The organism is Stagnihabitans sp., assembly GCF_964946895.1.
In genome coordinates, this window is record NZ_CBBQHX010000018.1 from 26,900 (window position 1) to 42,532 (window position 15,633).

Sequence of the window (15,633 nt, forward strand, 5' to 3'; positions counted from 1 at the left end):
TGGGTTGGGCGGGAGTGTTCGTTTGACGGCTTGCCTTTTCACTTCGCGGTGGGATTGGCAAGGGCTATCGGGCGGAAAAAGGCTTGCGCAGGGCGCGGCCTTGGGCAAGGTGCGCAAAACGGGCAAAGGGGCGGCAGATGCGGGTGGCGATTGTTGAAAATACCAAGATCACCCACCACGGTCAGGTCGGCGTTGCGCTGCATGAAGTGGGAGCACTGATCGACCTCTACCGCCCGTGGAAGGACGGCGTCCTGCCCGAGGCCGGCAGTTTTGACGCGCTGGTGTCCTTTGGCGGCGAGCAGTCGGCGCTGGATGACCACACCCACCCCTATCTGCCCCGACTGGGTGCGCTGATGGCCGAAGCGTCCGCAGCGGGCACGGCGGTTCTGGGCATTTGCCTTGGCGCGCAGGTGATGGCGCGCGGCCTTGGGGCCACCAACCACATCGGCACGGCCCGGGAATTTGGCTGGTGCGAGGTCACGCGGCTGGAGGCGGAAGACCCGGTGCTGGCCGCCCTGCCCGAGCGGTTCCCGATCTTCGAGTGGCATTCTGACACCTTCACCCTGCCGCCCGGCGCGGTGCATCTGGCAGGCTCGGCGGTGGCGGCGGTGCAATGCTATCGCCATGGCCGGGCGGGCTATGGCATGCAGTTCCACTTTGAGGCCTCGCGCGCGGTGGCCCGGGATTTTGCCCGGACCTTTCCCGACCTGATCGAGCGGATCGCACCCGGCTGGCGCTCGTCCCTGCCCGAGTGGGAGCAAAGCCATGGCGCTGCGGCCGACATCCACGGGCTCGCCCTCGCACGGGCCTGGACCCGGCAAATCCAGCGGCGCGGCTGACGCCGCAAGACCTTGAGGTCGCCTGCGCAGGCCAAGGCCTGCTTGTCTCCGTTTTTTTGGATATTTGAACCTGGATGAAATCAGGCTTCCGCCGCGTTGGTCCTGGCGGCAAGACGGCCCCCGGGCCAGAGCTTGAGAACCTGCCAGGCGATGGCGGGAATGATGGCAAGGCCCGTCAAGGTCAGAAACAGGCCAAGCGTCAGCACAGGACCACCCAGCGTCAGGAAGGCCATGGCAGCGCCGGCGAGCGGGAACGTCAGGGCGCCCCAGATCGGCGTGAAACCTGCGGCCAGCAACCAGCGGGCACTGAGCAGGAGGGCGGCAAGGATCAGGCCGGTCAGCAAGGCCAGACCCAGCGCCAGTTGATCCTGACCGATCAGCGCGGCTGTGGTCGACAAAAGCCCTGCCGCAGACAGGTGAATGGCCAGCATCGGGCGCAAGGGGGCAGGCGGACTGCGCCGGGACAGCTGCACCAGCGACATCCCCCAGATCGCCACCGCCGCCAAAAAGGTCAGCGCAAAGATCACCCTTGCCAGACCGGGCCAACCCAGTGGCACCAGGACCGGCGCCGCCACGATGAAGCCCACGTAGCTGAGGTGCCAGGTCGGGTTGACCGATCTGCCCTCAGGCTCTCGCGACAGGACGTTGATCAGGACCGCGGCCATCACGGCATGGGCGAAAAGCGAGGCCAGCGTCAGACCCAACGCCAGCCCCGGTGCATAGGGCAGCAGAACCCCGCCCGCGGCCATCCCGCTCATCGAGGCGGCGGCAAGGCCCGCACGGCCCGGCAGGGGGCGCATATCCTCGACCAGCACGCCGAAGCGGCGGATCACCTTGACCTTCAGCGCCACGACGGCAAACACCCACAGGCCCAGCACAGCGCCCAGACAGGCCTCGACCGGCGCCCCCGGCAGGCCCGTCACACTTGCCGCCTGGCGCAACGCCAGTCCCAACCCAAACAGCCCCAGCAGCACCGGAAACAACGCCGGCGGCGTGGTGGCGAACAGCTTGGCCTTGCGCTGTGGGAACTGCGGCGGCGGAAAACGGGGCGGGCGCTTGTCTTTTGGCATCAGAGGCTCCTTTGCCCCTTCATGCCCCCAGAACGCTGCAAGGTCCACCGCTCCGCGCGCCGCAGCCCCTGCCCGCCTTTCATACTTGCGCAAATATCCCACGGGGGTGCGGGGGTGTGAAACCCCCGCTTCTATGGCTTGGGTGCGGGGGTGTGCCCCCCGCTGCGCCGGATGTCACGCGCGCAGCAGTGGAAACCAATCCTCGCGCAGACGCTGGCCCGCCACCATCTCATGCCCCGGATAGGGCGGCGAGGTGCGGCCCGGGCGCTCGACATAGCGGGCATCCTCGCCCACAAGCCGCAGGCTGAAAGCGCGCCGCCGCGTGCCGGCCGCGTTGCCGCGCGCGCCGTGCAGGGTCAGGTAGTCGAAGGCCACCGCATCGCCCGGCTCCATCTGCCATTCCAGCACCGTCATGCCTTCGGCATCCGGGTCGGGCACCGGCATGTATCTGGTCGGGTCCGGATAGAACGAGGTATCGGCCAGCCAGCGCTTGGGCAGCACTTCCTTCGGCCACCGATGCGACCCTGCGACGCAGCGCAACGATGCCTCTTTGACCGGATCCACCGGAGACCAGAAGCTGACGGTCTGGCGGCCGGCCACGAAGTAATAGGGTCCGTCCTGATGCCATGGGGTGGGCTTGGAGGTGCCGGGCTCCTTGACCAGCACATGGTCGTGGAACATCTGCACACGGGGGCTGCGCATCAGCTTGGAGGCGACCTCGCCCACCTCGGACTTGAAGATCACCTCGCGGAATTCGGGAATCCGCTCCCAGTTGCAATAGTCGTCAAAGAAGCGGCCGGGTTCGCCGGGTTTCAGGTTTTCCGAGGCATAGGGGCCGGGCGCGGCCATGTTGCGTTCGATGCCTGCGGTGATCTGGGGCACCCAGTCCTTCCACAGGCCCTTGATCAGCACGACGCCATCGCGCTGGAAATCCGCAACCATCTGTTCGGTGACTTCGACCATATTCGCCTCCTGTTCCGCTGGACCGGGGTTCTGCCATGGCTTAATCATCCATTCCAATAATACCTTTCAAAGGTGGTCATAACCCCGTGCTATCCCTGACCCTGCGCCAACTGGAATATGCCGTGGCCATCGGCCGCCAGGGCGGCCTGACCGCCGCCGCCGAGGCGCTGCATGTCAGCCAGCCCGCGTTGTCGGTGGCGCTGGCGGGACTGGAGCAGCTCTTGGGCCAGCCGCTGTTTCTGCGCCGCCCCGGCGGCCCCATGATCCCCACCGGCTTTGGCGCCGACTGGTTGGCCGAGGCCGAGGCGCAGCTTGCGGGCCTGTCGGCCCTGATGACCGGGCCGCGCCGCGCCCCCCTGCGGCTGGCGGTGTTCGAGGATCTGGCCCCGGCCCTGCTGGCGCCGCTTCTGGCCCATGCGGCACAGACCGCGATCAACCTGCAAGCCCGCCCGCTGGGTTTTGTCGCCTTGGCCGAGGCGCTGAGGACCGGAACGGTCGATGCGGCGGTCAGCTGGGGGCTTGGGCTTCCGGCCGGTCTTTCGCTGCATGACCTGGCCCGCATCGGCCCGCATGCGGTCTTGGCTGCGGGTCATCCGCTGGCTGGCAAGCCCGACCTGAGCCTGGCCGATCTGGACGGTCAGCCATTGGTTCTGACCGATCAGGACCTGTCCATCGCCCACCTTCAGGTGCTGTTCCAGAGGGCCGGTGTCGCCTGCCACATCGCCCACCGCTGCGCCACGCTGGACCTGATGCGCTCGTTTGCCGCCAATGGTCTGGGTATCGGCCTGTCCTATACCCAGCCCGCCCCGCGCATCAGCCATGATGGCAAGCGCCTGATCCTGCGCCGGGTGATCGACGCCGGAACCGAGCCGGTCGTGCTGGCACGCCCCGGTGCCGCCCCTGCGCCCGAGGGTGTAGCCGAAATCACCCGATTCCTGACCCAGCTTATGACACCGATGGCTTTCCCCGAACCCAAAGCGCTTTGACAGGCCATGCGCCTGCCCTCAAAGCGCTTTAGAACCGGCTTCTGCCTAAAGAAAATGCTACCAAAGCCAATCTAAATCGTTTACGGAAAGCACACTCTGCTTTGAACCGCCCGGTTTTCGGGCTAACCTGTGACAACCCGGTGTGAAAACCGTTTTGGCAAGATGAGCCACGCGCGATGAACCTCAAGGAACTTGCTGCCAAGCTGGGGCTCTCTCCCACGACCGTCAGCCGCGCGCTGAACGGCTACCCCGAGGTGAACGAGGCCACGCGGGAACGGGTCGTTTCGGCCGCGCGGCGCCACAACTATCGCCCCAATGCCCGCGCCATCCGTCTGGCCACGGGCCGCGCGCTGGCGGTGGGCCATGTGATCCCGGTCGTCACCCATAACGAAATCATGAACCCGATCTTCGGGGATTTCATGGCAGGCTCGGGTGAGGTCTATTCGCGCAACGGCTATGAGATGATCCTGTCGGTCGTGCCCGATGAGCTTGAGGAAACCACCTACCGCGATCTGGTGTCGCGCGGCACGGTCGATGGCGTGATCGTGCACGCGCCCAAGACCAACGACCCGCGCATCCGTGCCCTGAAGGACATGGAACTGCCCTTCGTGGTGCATGGCCGCTCGACCGGGTCGGATCTGGATTACAACTGGGTCGATGTGAACAACCGCCGCGCCTTTCAGCGGGCGACCGAATTCCTTCTGGACCTTGGCCACCGCCGCATCGCGTTGGTGAACGGGCTTGAGACGATGGACTTCGCCGTGCGCCGCCGGATTGGCCACACCGACGCCATGCACGCCCGCGGGCTGGAGCCTTTGACGCGGATGATGACCTCGACCGAGATGACCGAGGTCAATGGCTGGCGCGCCGCCGAAGCCGCCCTGTCGCAGCCAGAGCCGGCCACCGCGTTCCTGTGTGCGTCAATGCTGCAGGGCATGGGCGTGCGCCGCTCGATCGAGGGGCGCGGGCTGAAAATGGGGCGCGATGTCTCTGTCATCATCTTCGACGACGATCTGAGCTATCTGCGCAATGGCGACGATGTGCCGATCTTCACCGCCACGCGGTCGTCGGTGAAAGAGGCTGGCAAACTGGCGGCCGAAATGCTGCTGGCGGTGATCAATCAGCCCGACAGCGTGGCGCAGCACCGCCTGCTGGAGGCGGAACTGATCCTTGGCCAGTCCACCGGCCCCGCGCCCGCCGTTTAAGGAAAGCCGCAGATGTCCCCGATTTCGCATGACAAACTGAGCCGCTTCGATTTTCCGGAAGGCTTCCTGTTCGGTGCCGCCACCGCCGCCTATCAGATCGAAGGCGCAAGCTTTGGCGGTGCCGGCCCTTGCCACTGGGACACCTTCGCCGCCACCCCCGGCAACGTGGTGCGGGCCGAGGATGGCGCTATCGCCTGCGACCATTACCACCGCTGGCCCGCCGACCTTGACCTGCTGCAAGCGGCCCATATGGACGCCTATCGTTTTTCCACCTCTTGGGCGCGGGTGATGCCGGATGGTGTGAACGTCAATCCGCAAGGCCTTGATTTCTATGACAAGCTGGTCGATGGCATGTTGGCGCGGGGGTTGAAGCCGTATCAGACCCTGTACCACTGGGAACTGCCCTCGGCGCTGGCTGACATCGGCGGCTGGACCAACCGCGACGTGGCATCGCGCTTCGCCGACTTCGCAGAAATCATCACCCGCCGAATCGGCGACCGCGTGGCAGCCATCGCCACGATCAACGAGCCGTGGTGCGTGGCCTGGCTTTCCCACTTCATGGGCATCCACGCCCCCGGCCACCGCGACATCCGCGCCGCCGCGCGCGCCATGCATCACGTCCTGCTGGCGCACGGCGCCGCGGTGGAGCGGTTGCGTGGCATGGGGCAGAAGAACCTTGGCATCGTCTTGAACTTCGATCACACCGATCCGGCCTCGACCGCCCCCGAGGATGTCGCGGCAGCGGACCGCTGGGATGGCATCTTCAACCGCTGGTTCATCCAAGCCATCACGCAGAAAACCTATCCGGACGCGGTACTTGCAGGCCTGTCCTCACACCTGCCGCAGGGCTGGGAGAAGGACATGGACCTGATCGGCCAGCGCCTTGATTGGCTGGGGGTGAATTACTACACCCGCAATTCGGTGGCCCATGCGCCGGGCACGCCCTGGCCCTCGGTGCGCAATGTGCCGGGCAAGTTGCCCAAGACCCAGATGGGCTGGGAGATCTATCCGGCGGGTCTGGAAAGCTTCCTCGTCCGCATGAGCCGCGATTATGTCGGGAACCTGCCGATCTATGTCACGGAAAACGGCATGGCCAATGCGGATCTGGTGGAAGATGGCGTCGTAAACGACCGGATTCGCGAGGATTATCTTTTCTCCCACCTCGCCGCGACCAAAAGCGCCATCGCCAAGGGGGCCAATGTGAAGGGCTTCTTCTATTGGTCCCTTCTGGACAATTACGAATGGGCCGAGGGCTATGACAAGCGCTTCGGCCTCGTGCATGTGGACTTCAAAAGCCAGGCCCGCACGCCGAAATCGTCTTACCACGCGTTGGCCCGCGCATTGGCGCGCAACGATTGACCGCGCGACAGCGCACAAAGACCGAGGTGACACCATGACCGCCATTCTCGCCGACATCGGCGGCACCAACACCCGCGTGGCTCTGGCCGACGGCAAGGTGGTGCGCCCGAACTCGATCGCCAAGTTCTCGAATGCCGAGTACGACAGCCTGGAACCCATTCTGGTGCGCTATCTGAAAGAGGCGGGAATTGCCTCGGTCGAGGGCGCCTGTGTCGCCGCCGCCGGCCCAGTCAAGAATGGCGTGGCCGAGATGACCAACCTGTCCTGGATCATCGACCACGCCCAGCTGACGCGGGCCACGGGTGCGACCAAGGTCGCCATCCTGAACGATTTGCAGGCGCAGGGTCAGGCCCTTGGCCATATCGCACCGGAATACCTGCGCCCGGTGGTGCAAGGGTCTGCCGTGCCCAACTCCTCCATGCTGGTCGTGGGTCTAGGCACCGGGGTCAATGCCGCCCCGGTCCACAACACACCCTGGGGCCGCGTGGTGCCGCCGTCGGAATGCGGCCACACCTCGATGCCGATCCGCGATGCCCGCGATCTGGCGCTGGCGCAGTTCATCGAAGGCTACGGCGACCATGCCCATGGCTTTGCCGGGGTCGAGGATGCGCTGGCCGGTCGCGGCATTGAACATATCGACGCCTTCGTGGCCTTAGAAGCCGGCGCGCCGGGCCATCGCAGCTCGGCCGAGATCATCGCCGCCCTGACCGCCGGCGAAGTGCGGGCGATCGAGACGGCCCGGCTTTACATCCATATCCTTGGCTCGACCCTCGGCAATCTGGCGCTGACCCACCTGCCCTATGGCGGCATCTTCCTGATCGGCGGCATGGCGCGTGCCCTGACGCCCTACATGGCGGATCTGGGTCTGGCCGCCTCGCTCACCGACAAGGGCCGCTTCCACGACTTCCTGACCAGCTTCCCGGTCTGGGTGGTGGAAGATGACTACGCTGCCCTGACCGGCTGTGCGGCCTATCTGGCCAACGGCGGGCAAGGCTGACTGGCAGGGCCTCCGGCGGGGATATTTGGACCAGGATGAAGGGCCAGGGCGCTCTTGCCCCTTCATCCAGGAGAAATATCCCACGGGGAGGTCCGGAGGGGTGTGAAACCCCTCCGGCCGTTGATGAAGCAGACTAACGCGGCAAGGTCTTCTTCAGGAAGGCCAAGGTCTTGACCAGCCCATCCTGCGCAATGCCGTGGCCCGAGCCTTCCATGACATGGCCATAGGTTTCAAACCCGGCACCGACCAAGGCATTGCAGGCCGCGGTCATTTCGCTGAAATCGACCACCTGATCCTCGTCGCCGTGGATCACCAGCACCGGCGGTTTCGCCACCGCTTCCGCCTGCAGCCGGTCGGCGTGCAAAAGCTGGCCAGAGATGGCGATGACCGAGGCGATCTTGTCGGCGCGGCGCGGCGCGACCTGCAGGGCCATCATGGCACCTTGCGAAAAGCCGATCAACGTCAGCGCCGCAGGGTCCAGCTTTTCATATTTCAGGCGCTGGTCGATGAAATCGTTCAGATCCTCGGTCGAACGCTGCAAGCCGGCCTCGGACTCGGCCGGCGATGCGCCGTCAAAGCGCGGAATGGCGAACCATTGCAGCCCGAAGGGCGCGCCGGGGATGCGTTCGGCGGCGTCGGGGGCGACGAAGGCGGCGTCGGGCAGATGCGGGCCCAGCACATCGGCCAGACCCAGCAGGTCCGCACCATCCGCGCCATAGCCGTGCAGGAAGATCACCAGGCTTTTGGCCTGACCGTTCAGGGCCGGTTTGCGGCCGAATCGAAGAAGTCTGCTCACCTGATACCCTCGCGCGATTTTGCCACGCGGTGGTAAGACCAAAGGGCGCGGGCTGCAACGGCGCGCCACGGGCTCCAGCGTTCGGCCATCTGCGCCAGCGCCTTGGCCGAGGGGCGTTCGGGCAGGTCATACGCCAGCCGCGCCGCCTCTTGCAGGGCAAGATCGCCGCTGGCGAAGACATCGGCCCGGCCAAGGGCGAACATGGCGTAGATTTCCGCTGTCCAGCGGCCAATGCCGGTCACCGCCGTCAGGGTGGCCAGCACATGCGGGTCAGGCGCCAGCCGCAGGGCGGCATAGTCGATCCGCGCCTCGGCCAGCGCCCTTGCATAGCGCGCCTTCTGGCGCGACAGGCCCAAGGCACGCAGCGCCTCTTCGGACGTTGCCGCCACGAGGTCGGGATCGGTCAACCCAGCCGCCTCCAGCCGCGCCCAGATGGCGCGGGCCGAGGCGGTCGAGACTTGCTGGCCGACGATGGCATCCAGCAGCGCTGCATAGCCGTCAGCAGAACGGCGCAGCGGCAGGGGGCCGGTTTGCGACAGGATTTGCTGCATGACCGGGTCATGGACAGCAAGCCATTCTGCGCCTTCGGCCACGCAGTCGGGGCCAAGGATGATCCGGCCATGGCTGGGCTCGGTCATGGCAGGCAGGATTTTCGCTGAAAATCTGTCCTGGCCCCGGGGTTTCGCCCTTGCCCTGTGCGGGGGGCTTCCTTACGCATGTCTCCCATGGAAAACTCCCTTGACGGCAAAAGCAACGACGGTCTGGCCCGTCGCAACGTGATGGTTCTGGTGGCGGCCCAAGCCATTCTTGGCGCCCAGATGCCGATGATCTTTACCGTGGCGGGGCTGGCTGGCAAGCAGTTGGCGCCGAACGCCTGTCTTGCGACGCTGCCGATCAGCCTGATGGTGATCGGCTCGATGCTGTCGGCCAACCCGATGTCGGCCCTGATGGCGCGCTATGGCCGGCGGGCGGGGTTCGTGGTGGGCACCGTGGGCGGGGCCTTGGGGGGCGGGGTGGCGGCTTACGGGCTGTCGATCACCTCTTTCCCGCTGTTTCTGGTGGGCGCCTTCCTGTCGGGCATCTACCAATCCAGCCAAGGCTTCTTCCGCTTTGCCGCGGCCGACACGGCCTCGCCCGCCTTCCGGCCCAAGGCGATTTCCTGGGTCATGGCGGGGGGCCTGTTGTCTGCCGTGGTGGGGCCGCAACTGGTCAAGCTGACCTCGCAAAGCATGGCGGTGCCGTTTCTGGGCACCTATCTGACGGTGATTGGCTTGAACGCGGTTGGGGTCTTCCTGTTTGCCGCCCTCAACATTCCCAGACCCGCCGCACAGCGGGGCGTGGCCGGTGGGCGCAGCCGGATGGAGCTGTTGCGCTCTCCCCGCATTCTGGTCGCGGTGATCGTGGCCACGGTGTCTTACGCGCTGATGAACCTTGTGATGACCTCCAGCCCGCTGGCGGTGGTGGGCTGCGGCTTTCACACCTCGGACGCGGCCAATGTGGTGACGGGCCATGTGCTGGCGATGTTCATTCCCAGTTTTTTCACTGGCCATGTCATCGCCCGCATTGGGGTCGAGAAGGTGATGGCGATTGGTCTTGTGATCCTGGCCTTGGCGGGCATCGTGGCCATCCAAGGCGTCCAACTGGAGAATTTCTTCGGCGCGCTGATCCTGCTGGGCATCGGCTGGAACTTTGGTTTCATCGGTGCCACCACGATGCTGTCCGCCTCGCACACGGTCGAAGAACGCGGGCGGATGCAGGGGATGAACGATTTCCTGGTGTTTGGTGGCGTGACGCTGGCCAGCTTCTCTTCGGGCGGCTTGATGAACTGCTCGGGCGGGTCGGCGCAGGCTGGCTGGCAATCGGTCAACATGGCGATGCTGCCCTTCCTTGTGCTGGCCGGTGGCGCCCTGATCTGGCTGGCCTTGCGCCCCAAAGACGCAGCCGCAGCCTAAGCGTGCCGGGTTGCACAGACGCCCGCGCACTTAACCCTTGACCCGCCCTGCCCGCTTTAGGACAGAGGGCGGGTCACATGCTGAAAGGTCTTGTCATGGTCAAGCTGGATATCTTCTCGGACCCCGTCTGCCCGTGGTGCTACCTCGGCAAGGCCAATCTGGAGCGCGCGCTGGAGGCGCATCCCGAGCACCTGTTCGAGATCGAGTGGCACCCCTTCCAGTTGAACCCCGAGATGACGCCCGAAGGCGTGCCCAAGCGCGAATACCTTGCCGCGCGGTTTGGCGGCGGCGACAAGCTCAACCAGATCCACCAGCGCTTCAAGGACATGGCGGCCAAGGCCGGGGTGACGATGGACCCCGACGTGCCGCAGCGCATCCCGAACACCCTGAACGCCCACCGGATGATCCACTGGGCGGGGCTTGAGGGGCGGCAGGCGGCGATGGTCTCGGCCCTGATGCGGGCCTATTGGGTTGAAGGGCGCGATATCGGCGATGTCGCGGTGCTGGCCGATCTGGGCAAAGAGGCGGGGATGGAGCGCGCCGTGGCAGAGCGCCTGCTGGCCACGGACGCCGACATGGACCTGATCCAAAGCCGCGAGGCGCATTCGCGTCAAAGGGGCGTCAACGCGGTGCCCACCTTCCTGATTGCCAATCAATATGTGCTGTCTGGCGCGCAACCGCCGGAAATGTGGGGTCAGGTGATTGACGAACTGGCGCGGCTGGCCGCACAGGCGCCCGATGCCTAAGGCCCTGTCGCAGCGCGAGTTTGTTGGCCTGATGGCGTTGCTGTTCGCCACGGTCGCGCTGTCGATTGACGCGATGCTGCCGGGATTGCCGATGATTGCCGCGCAACTGTCGCCCGGCGACCCCAACCTTGCGCAACTGGTGGTGACCAGCTTTGTGCTGGGCATGGGGGTGGGCACGCTGATCTCTGGCCCGCTGTCGGATGCCTTGGGGCGCAAACCCGTGCTGATCGGCTGTGCGGCGATTTATGCGCTGGCAGCGGGCCTGTGCTTTGTTGCCCCCTCGCTGGAGACGCTGCTGCTGGCCCGCGTCCTGCAGGGTATTGGCGGCGCCGGACCGCGCGCCGCGGGCACCGCCTTGGTGCGCGACCTGTTCAAGGGGCGCGACATGGCGCGGATCATCTCTTTCGTGATGATGATCTTCACGCTGGTTCCGGCGGTGGCCCCCCTGATCGGGCAAGGCGTGCTGCGGATCGGCGGCTGGCGCGACCTGTTTTTGGTGTTTCTGGCCTTTTCGGCCGCGGTCAACCTGTTGTTCTTCCTGCGCCAGCCCGAGACTTTGCCCCCGGCGTCGCGTCGCCCCCTGCATCTGTCGCTGCTGTGGTCAGCGACCAAGGAACTGGCGCATCACCGCGTCGCCCTGATCTCGACCCTGTGCCAGACCCTGACCCAAGCCTGCCTTTTTGCCACGCTGTCCTCGATCCAAGGCATCTTCGACCAATATTTTCACATCGGGGCGTGGTTCCCGATCTGTTTCACCGGGATCGCCCTTTGTGCGATGAGCGGGTCTTTCGTGAACGCGCGCATCGTGATGCAGGTCGGGATGCGGCGGGTTCTGGTGGCGACCTATGCCCTGCAGGTTGGCCTGACGGCGTTGGTGCTGCTGGGGCTGGCCTCTGGCCTTTTGGGGCCGCTGGCCTTTCCGGCCTTTCTGGTCTGGGCGATTGGCATCTTTGCCATGATGGGCCTGACCATTGGCAACCTGAACGCGATGGCGATGGAGGATCTGGGCCATATCGCGGGTTTCGCCTCCTCGGTGATTGCCGCGATTGCCACGATGGGCTCGGTCGTGCTGGCCATTCCGGTCGGTCAGGCCTTCGATGGCACACCGCTGCCCCTGCTCAGCGGCGTGCTGGTGTTTTCCGGTGTGGCGCTGGGGTTGATCGGGATGGTTCGAAAGCGCCCGGGCTAAGCGCTCGGCGGACCCGGCTGGGAGGGTTTCACACCCTCCCAGACCCTCCCGTGGGATATTTGGAGAAGGCGACGGGAAAGAGGGTCAGGTCTTGCCGGGTTTGACGATCTTCTCGGCCAGTTCGCGGGCGATGGCGAAGGCCGCTTTGATGCGGTCGCTCTCGGCCTTCATTTCACCCATCAGGACGATCTTGTTGCCCTGGATGCGGGCGGCGGGGCCTTGGGCTTTCATAAACTCGACCAGACCCACGGGGTTGGCGAATTTGTCGTTGTGGAACTGCACGTTGGCGCCTTTCGGGCCGACGTCCAGCCGCGAAATCCCGGCCTTTTTGCAGAGCGCCTTGATGCGGACGATGACCATGAGGGTGTTGACCTCTTTCGGCACCGGGCCGAAGCGGTCGATCAGTTCGGCCGCGAAGCCTTCCAGTTCGACTTTGGTGGCGAGGCTGGAGAGGCGGCGGTAGAGGCCGAGGCGGATGTCGAGGTCGGGGATGTATTCCTCGGGGATCATCACCGGCACGCCGAGGTTGATCTGGGGCGACCACGAATCGTCGAGTTTGGACAGGCCCTGCAGCTCGCCGGATTTGATCTTGGCGATCGTTTCTTCCAGCATCTGCTGGTAAAGCTCGTAGCCCACTTCCTTGACGTGGCCGGACTGTTCCTCGCCCAGAAGGTTGCCAGCACCACGCAGGTCCAGGTCATGGGAGGCGAGGTTGAAGCCAGCGCCGAGGTTATCCAAGCTGCCCAGAAGGCGCAGGCGTTTGGTGGCTTGCGGGGTCAGAGGCGCGCGGGGTTTGGTGGTCAGGTAAGCGTAGGCGCGGGTCTTGGAGCGGCCGACGCGGCCCCGGATCTGGTAAAGCTGGCTGAGGCCGAACATGTCGGCGCGGTGGACGATCATCGTGTTGGCGGTGGGAATGTCCAGACCGCTTTCCACGATCGTGGTCGCCAGCAGCACATCATATTTGCCGTCGTAGAACTGGTTCATCCGGTCATCAAGCTCGCCTGCGGCCAACTGGCCATGCGCGATGCAGAAGGTGACTTCGGGAACGTGGCTCTTCAGGAAGTCCTCGATCTCGTGCAGGTCCGAGATGCGGGGGACAACGTAGAAGCTTTGACCGCCGCGGTAGTGTTCGCGCAGCAGCGCCTCGCGGATGGTGATGCTGTCGAACTCGCTGACATAGGTGCGGATCGACAGGCGGTCGACCGGGGGGGTGGCGATGATGGAGAGGTCGCGCACGCCGGTGAGGCTGAGTTGCAGGGTGCGCGGGATCGGCGTGGCGGTCAGGGTCAGGACGTGAACCTCGGACCGCATTTCCTTGAGCCGTTCCTTGTGGGAGACGCCGAAGTGCTGCTCTTCGTCGATCACCATCAGGCCGAGGTGTTTGAAGCTGACGCCCTTGGCCAGAAGCGCATGGGTGCCCACCACGATATCGACCGAGCCATCGGCCATGCCGGCGCGGGTGGCGTTGGCGTCCTTGGTCGAGACGAAGCGGCTCAGCGGTTTGACGGTGATGTTGAAGCCGCGGAACCGTTCGGCAAAGCTGCGGTAGTGCTGGCGCGCCAGAAGCGTGGTCGGGCAGATCACCGCGACCTGTTGGCCGGACAGGGCCGCGACAAAGGCCGCGCGCATGGCAACTTCGGTCTTGCCAAAGCCCACGTCGCCCACGATCAGGCGGTCCATCGGCGAGCCTTTTTCCAGATCGGCCACCACATCGGCAATCGCGGCCAGCTGGTCGTCGGTTTCCTGATAGGGGAAACGGGCGGCAAAGGCTTCCCAGATCGAATGCGGCGCTTCCAGAATGGGGGCGTGACGCAGGGCGCGTTCGGCGGCCACCCGCATCAGACGGTCGGCGATCTCGCGGATGCGTTCCTTCAGCTTGGCCTTCTTGGCCTGCCAGGCGCCACCGCCGAGCTTGTCGAGCAGGCCCTCTTCGTGACCATAGCGGGACAGGAGTTCGATGTTCTCGACCGGCAGATAGAGTTTGGCGTTTTCAGCGTATTCCAAGGCGACGCAGGCATGCGGCGCGCCCAGGGCCGTGATGGTTTCCAGCCCCAGATAGCGGCCAACGCCATGTTCGACATGGACCACCAGATCGCCGGGGGTCAGGGTATCGACCTCGCGCAGGAAATTGTCGGCCTTGCGCTTCTTGCGCACCTTGCCGACCATGCGTTCGCCGAGCACATCCTGTTCCGAAATGACCGTCAGGCCGGGTGCAACAAACCCCGCCTCCAGTCCCCAGATCATCAGGAACAGTTGACCCCTGCCCTCAGGAACCTCGCGGAAGTCCTTGATGTCGTGGATTGATTTGATCTTCTCATCCTGCAACAGGCCCTTCAGCCTTTCACGCGCCCCATCAGAGTAGGAGGCAATCACCACCTGTGTCTCTTGCAGTGACTTGCGAATATGATCGGCCAAGGCCCCGAAAAGGCTGACGTTTTCCTGTTGGCGCTCCGGGGCGAAGCTGCGCCCGATGCGGCCTTGCGCATCCAGCACACCCGGCCCCGGCGCTTGGCTCAAGGGTGACAGTTGCACCACACGGTGCGCGGCCAGGGCCGCGTCCCAGGCGGCATCATCAAGATACAGCAAACCGGGGGCGACGGGCTTGTAGACCGTGTCGAGCCGGCCCTTGGCCGTCATCGCCTCGTGCCGGGAATCGTATTGGTCTTCGATGCCCTCCCACCGCGACAGCCGCGCTGCGGTCACCTGATCATCCAGCAGGACCGAAGCTTTCGGCAAATAGTCGAAGATCGTCTCCAGCCGGTCATGGAAGAAGGGCAGCCAGTGTTCCATGCCCTGATGCTTGCGGCCTGCCGTGACCGCCTCGTACAGCGGATCTTCCGAGCCGCCGGCGCCAAATTCGACCCGGTAGTTCTGGCGGAAGCGGGCGATGGCGGACTCGTCCAGCAGAACCTCGGACATCGGGGCGAATTCGACGGAGGACAGCTTTTGGGTCGTGCGTTGGGTGGCGGGGTCAAAGCGGCGGATGCCGTCCAGTTGGTCGCCGAAGAAGTCCAGCCGGACCGGGCCGCCACGACCGGGCGGGAAAATGTCGACGATGCCGCCACGCAAGGCGTAGTCGCCGGGTTCGGCCACGGTGGAAACCGGGGTGAAGCCCATGTTGGCCAGAAAACGCTTCAGCCGCGCCTCGTCCACCCGATCGCCGACCTTGGCGGCAAAGCTTGCCGTCTCCAGCACGGCCCGCGCCGGGATGCGCTGGGTGGCGGCGTTCAGCGTGGTCAGCAGGACGAAAGGTGCCGACAGGCCGGACGCCAAAGCCGCCAAAGTCGACATCCGCCGCGCCCCGATTTCGGGGTTGGGCGAGACGCGGTCATAGGGCAGGCAGTCCCAGGCTGGAAACTCCAGCACCACGGCCCCCGGCGACATGACAGCAAGCGCCACCTTCATCGCCTCCATCCGGCGATCATCGCGGGCGATGTGGATCACGGTCTGGCCGCGCGCCAGTTCCTTGGCCAGCAGGCGGGCATCATAGCCCTCGGGCGCGCCGCCCAGCAGGATGCGATCTGCCATGGG

Annotated in this window: 13 protein-coding genes; 8 read left to right on the forward strand and 5 right to left on the reverse strand. The window is 65.3% G+C overall.

The annotated features are described in order from the left end of the window. The first annotated feature begins 137 nt into the window (after positions 1–137). Positions 138–839 (forward strand): type 1 glutamine amidotransferase, encoded by a 702-nt coding sequence (locus tag AC1Y2B_RS13060; RefSeq protein ID WP_482253535.1) that lies wholly within the window; start codon positions 138–140, stop codon positions 837–839. An 80-nt stretch (positions 840–919) separates the two neighbouring features. Here the strand turns inward: AC1Y2B_RS13060 and AC1Y2B_RS13065 are convergent, their stop codons facing one another. Together AC1Y2B_RS13065 and AC1Y2B_RS13070 are read right to left on the reverse strand one after the other, a co-directional pair. Then, a complete protein-coding gene (locus AC1Y2B_RS13065) occupies positions 920–1,909 on the reverse strand; it encodes an SLAC1 family transporter (RefSeq protein WP_482253536.1) in 990 nt (329 codons plus the stop codon). 174 nt (positions 1,910–2,083) lie between these two features. Further along, positions 2,084–2,872, reverse strand: a complete 789-nt coding sequence (locus AC1Y2B_RS13070; RefSeq protein WP_482253537.1) for a phytanoyl-CoA dioxygenase family protein — start codon at positions 2,870–2,872, stop codon at positions 2,084–2,086. Between the two features lie 86 nt (positions 2,873–2,958). Between AC1Y2B_RS13070 and AC1Y2B_RS13075 the strand changes: the two genes are divergently transcribed. The 4 genes from AC1Y2B_RS13075 (at position 2,959) to AC1Y2B_RS13090 (ending at position 7,419) form a co-directional block, all read left to right on the forward strand. Next, positions 2,959–3,858 carry a LysR family transcriptional regulator gene (locus AC1Y2B_RS13075; protein WP_482253538.1) on the forward strand — a complete coding sequence of 300 codons (900 nt, stop codon included), beginning with the start codon at positions 2,959–2,961 and terminating at the stop codon, positions 3,856–3,858. A 176-nt stretch (positions 3,859–4,034) separates the two neighbouring features. Continuing rightward, complete coding sequence (locus tag AC1Y2B_RS13080) at positions 4,035–5,063, forward strand: LacI family DNA-binding transcriptional regulator (RefSeq protein ID WP_482253539.1); 1,029 nt, start codon at positions 4,035–4,037, stop codon at positions 5,061–5,063. Positions 5,064–5,075: 12 nt separating this feature from the next. Next, the gene (locus AC1Y2B_RS13085; protein WP_482253540.1) at positions 5,076–6,422 is read left to right on the forward strand and encodes a GH1 family beta-glucosidase; all 1,347 of its coding nucleotides are present in this window, start codon (positions 5,076–5,078) and stop codon (positions 6,420–6,422) included. Between the two features lie 34 nt (positions 6,423–6,456). Then, entirely contained in the window at positions 6,457–7,419 is a 963-nt protein-coding gene (locus tag AC1Y2B_RS13090) for a glucokinase (RefSeq protein ID WP_482253541.1), read from the forward strand. 133 nt (positions 7,420–7,552) lie between these two features. Here the strand turns inward: AC1Y2B_RS13090 and AC1Y2B_RS13095 are convergent, their stop codons facing one another. Continuing rightward, on the reverse strand, positions 7,553–8,215 hold the full coding sequence (locus AC1Y2B_RS13095) for an alpha/beta hydrolase (protein ID WP_482253542.1): 663 nt from the start codon (positions 8,213–8,215) through the stop codon (positions 7,553–7,555). After that, positions 8,212–8,853 carry a DNA-3-methyladenine glycosylase family protein gene (locus AC1Y2B_RS13100; protein WP_482253543.1) on the reverse strand — a complete coding sequence of 214 codons (642 nt, stop codon included), beginning with the start codon at positions 8,851–8,853 and terminating at the stop codon, positions 8,212–8,214. The genes AC1Y2B_RS13095 and AC1Y2B_RS13100 overlap by 4 nt, the downstream gene beginning before the upstream one ends. A gap of 87 nt (positions 8,854–8,940) precedes the next feature. Between AC1Y2B_RS13100 and AC1Y2B_RS13105 the strand changes: the two genes are divergently transcribed. From AC1Y2B_RS13105 to AC1Y2B_RS13115, 3 genes are all read left to right on the forward strand, one after another. Then, positions 8,941–10,167 (forward strand): MFS transporter, encoded by a 1,227-nt coding sequence (locus AC1Y2B_RS13105; protein ID WP_482253544.1) that lies wholly within the window; start codon positions 8,941–8,943, stop codon positions 10,165–10,167. 95 nt (positions 10,168–10,262) lie between these two features. Further along, complete coding sequence (locus tag AC1Y2B_RS13110; RefSeq protein ID WP_482253585.1) at positions 10,263–10,913, forward strand: DsbA family oxidoreductase; 651 nt, start codon at positions 10,263–10,265, stop codon at positions 10,911–10,913. Continuing rightward, complete coding sequence (locus AC1Y2B_RS13115) at positions 10,906–12,102, forward strand: multidrug effflux MFS transporter (RefSeq protein WP_482253545.1); 1,197 nt, start codon at positions 10,906–10,908, stop codon at positions 12,100–12,102. Before AC1Y2B_RS13110 ends, AC1Y2B_RS13115 begins: the two co-directional genes overlap by 8 nt. A gap of 84 nt (positions 12,103–12,186) precedes the next feature. On the opposite strand, the gene mfd is transcribed toward AC1Y2B_RS13115, so the two are convergent. Then, positions 12,187–15,630 (reverse strand): transcription-repair coupling factor, encoded by a 3,444-nt coding sequence (gene mfd, locus AC1Y2B_RS13120; protein WP_482253546.1) that lies wholly within the window; start codon positions 15,628–15,630, stop codon positions 12,187–12,189. Positions 15,631–15,633 lie beyond the last annotated feature (3 nt).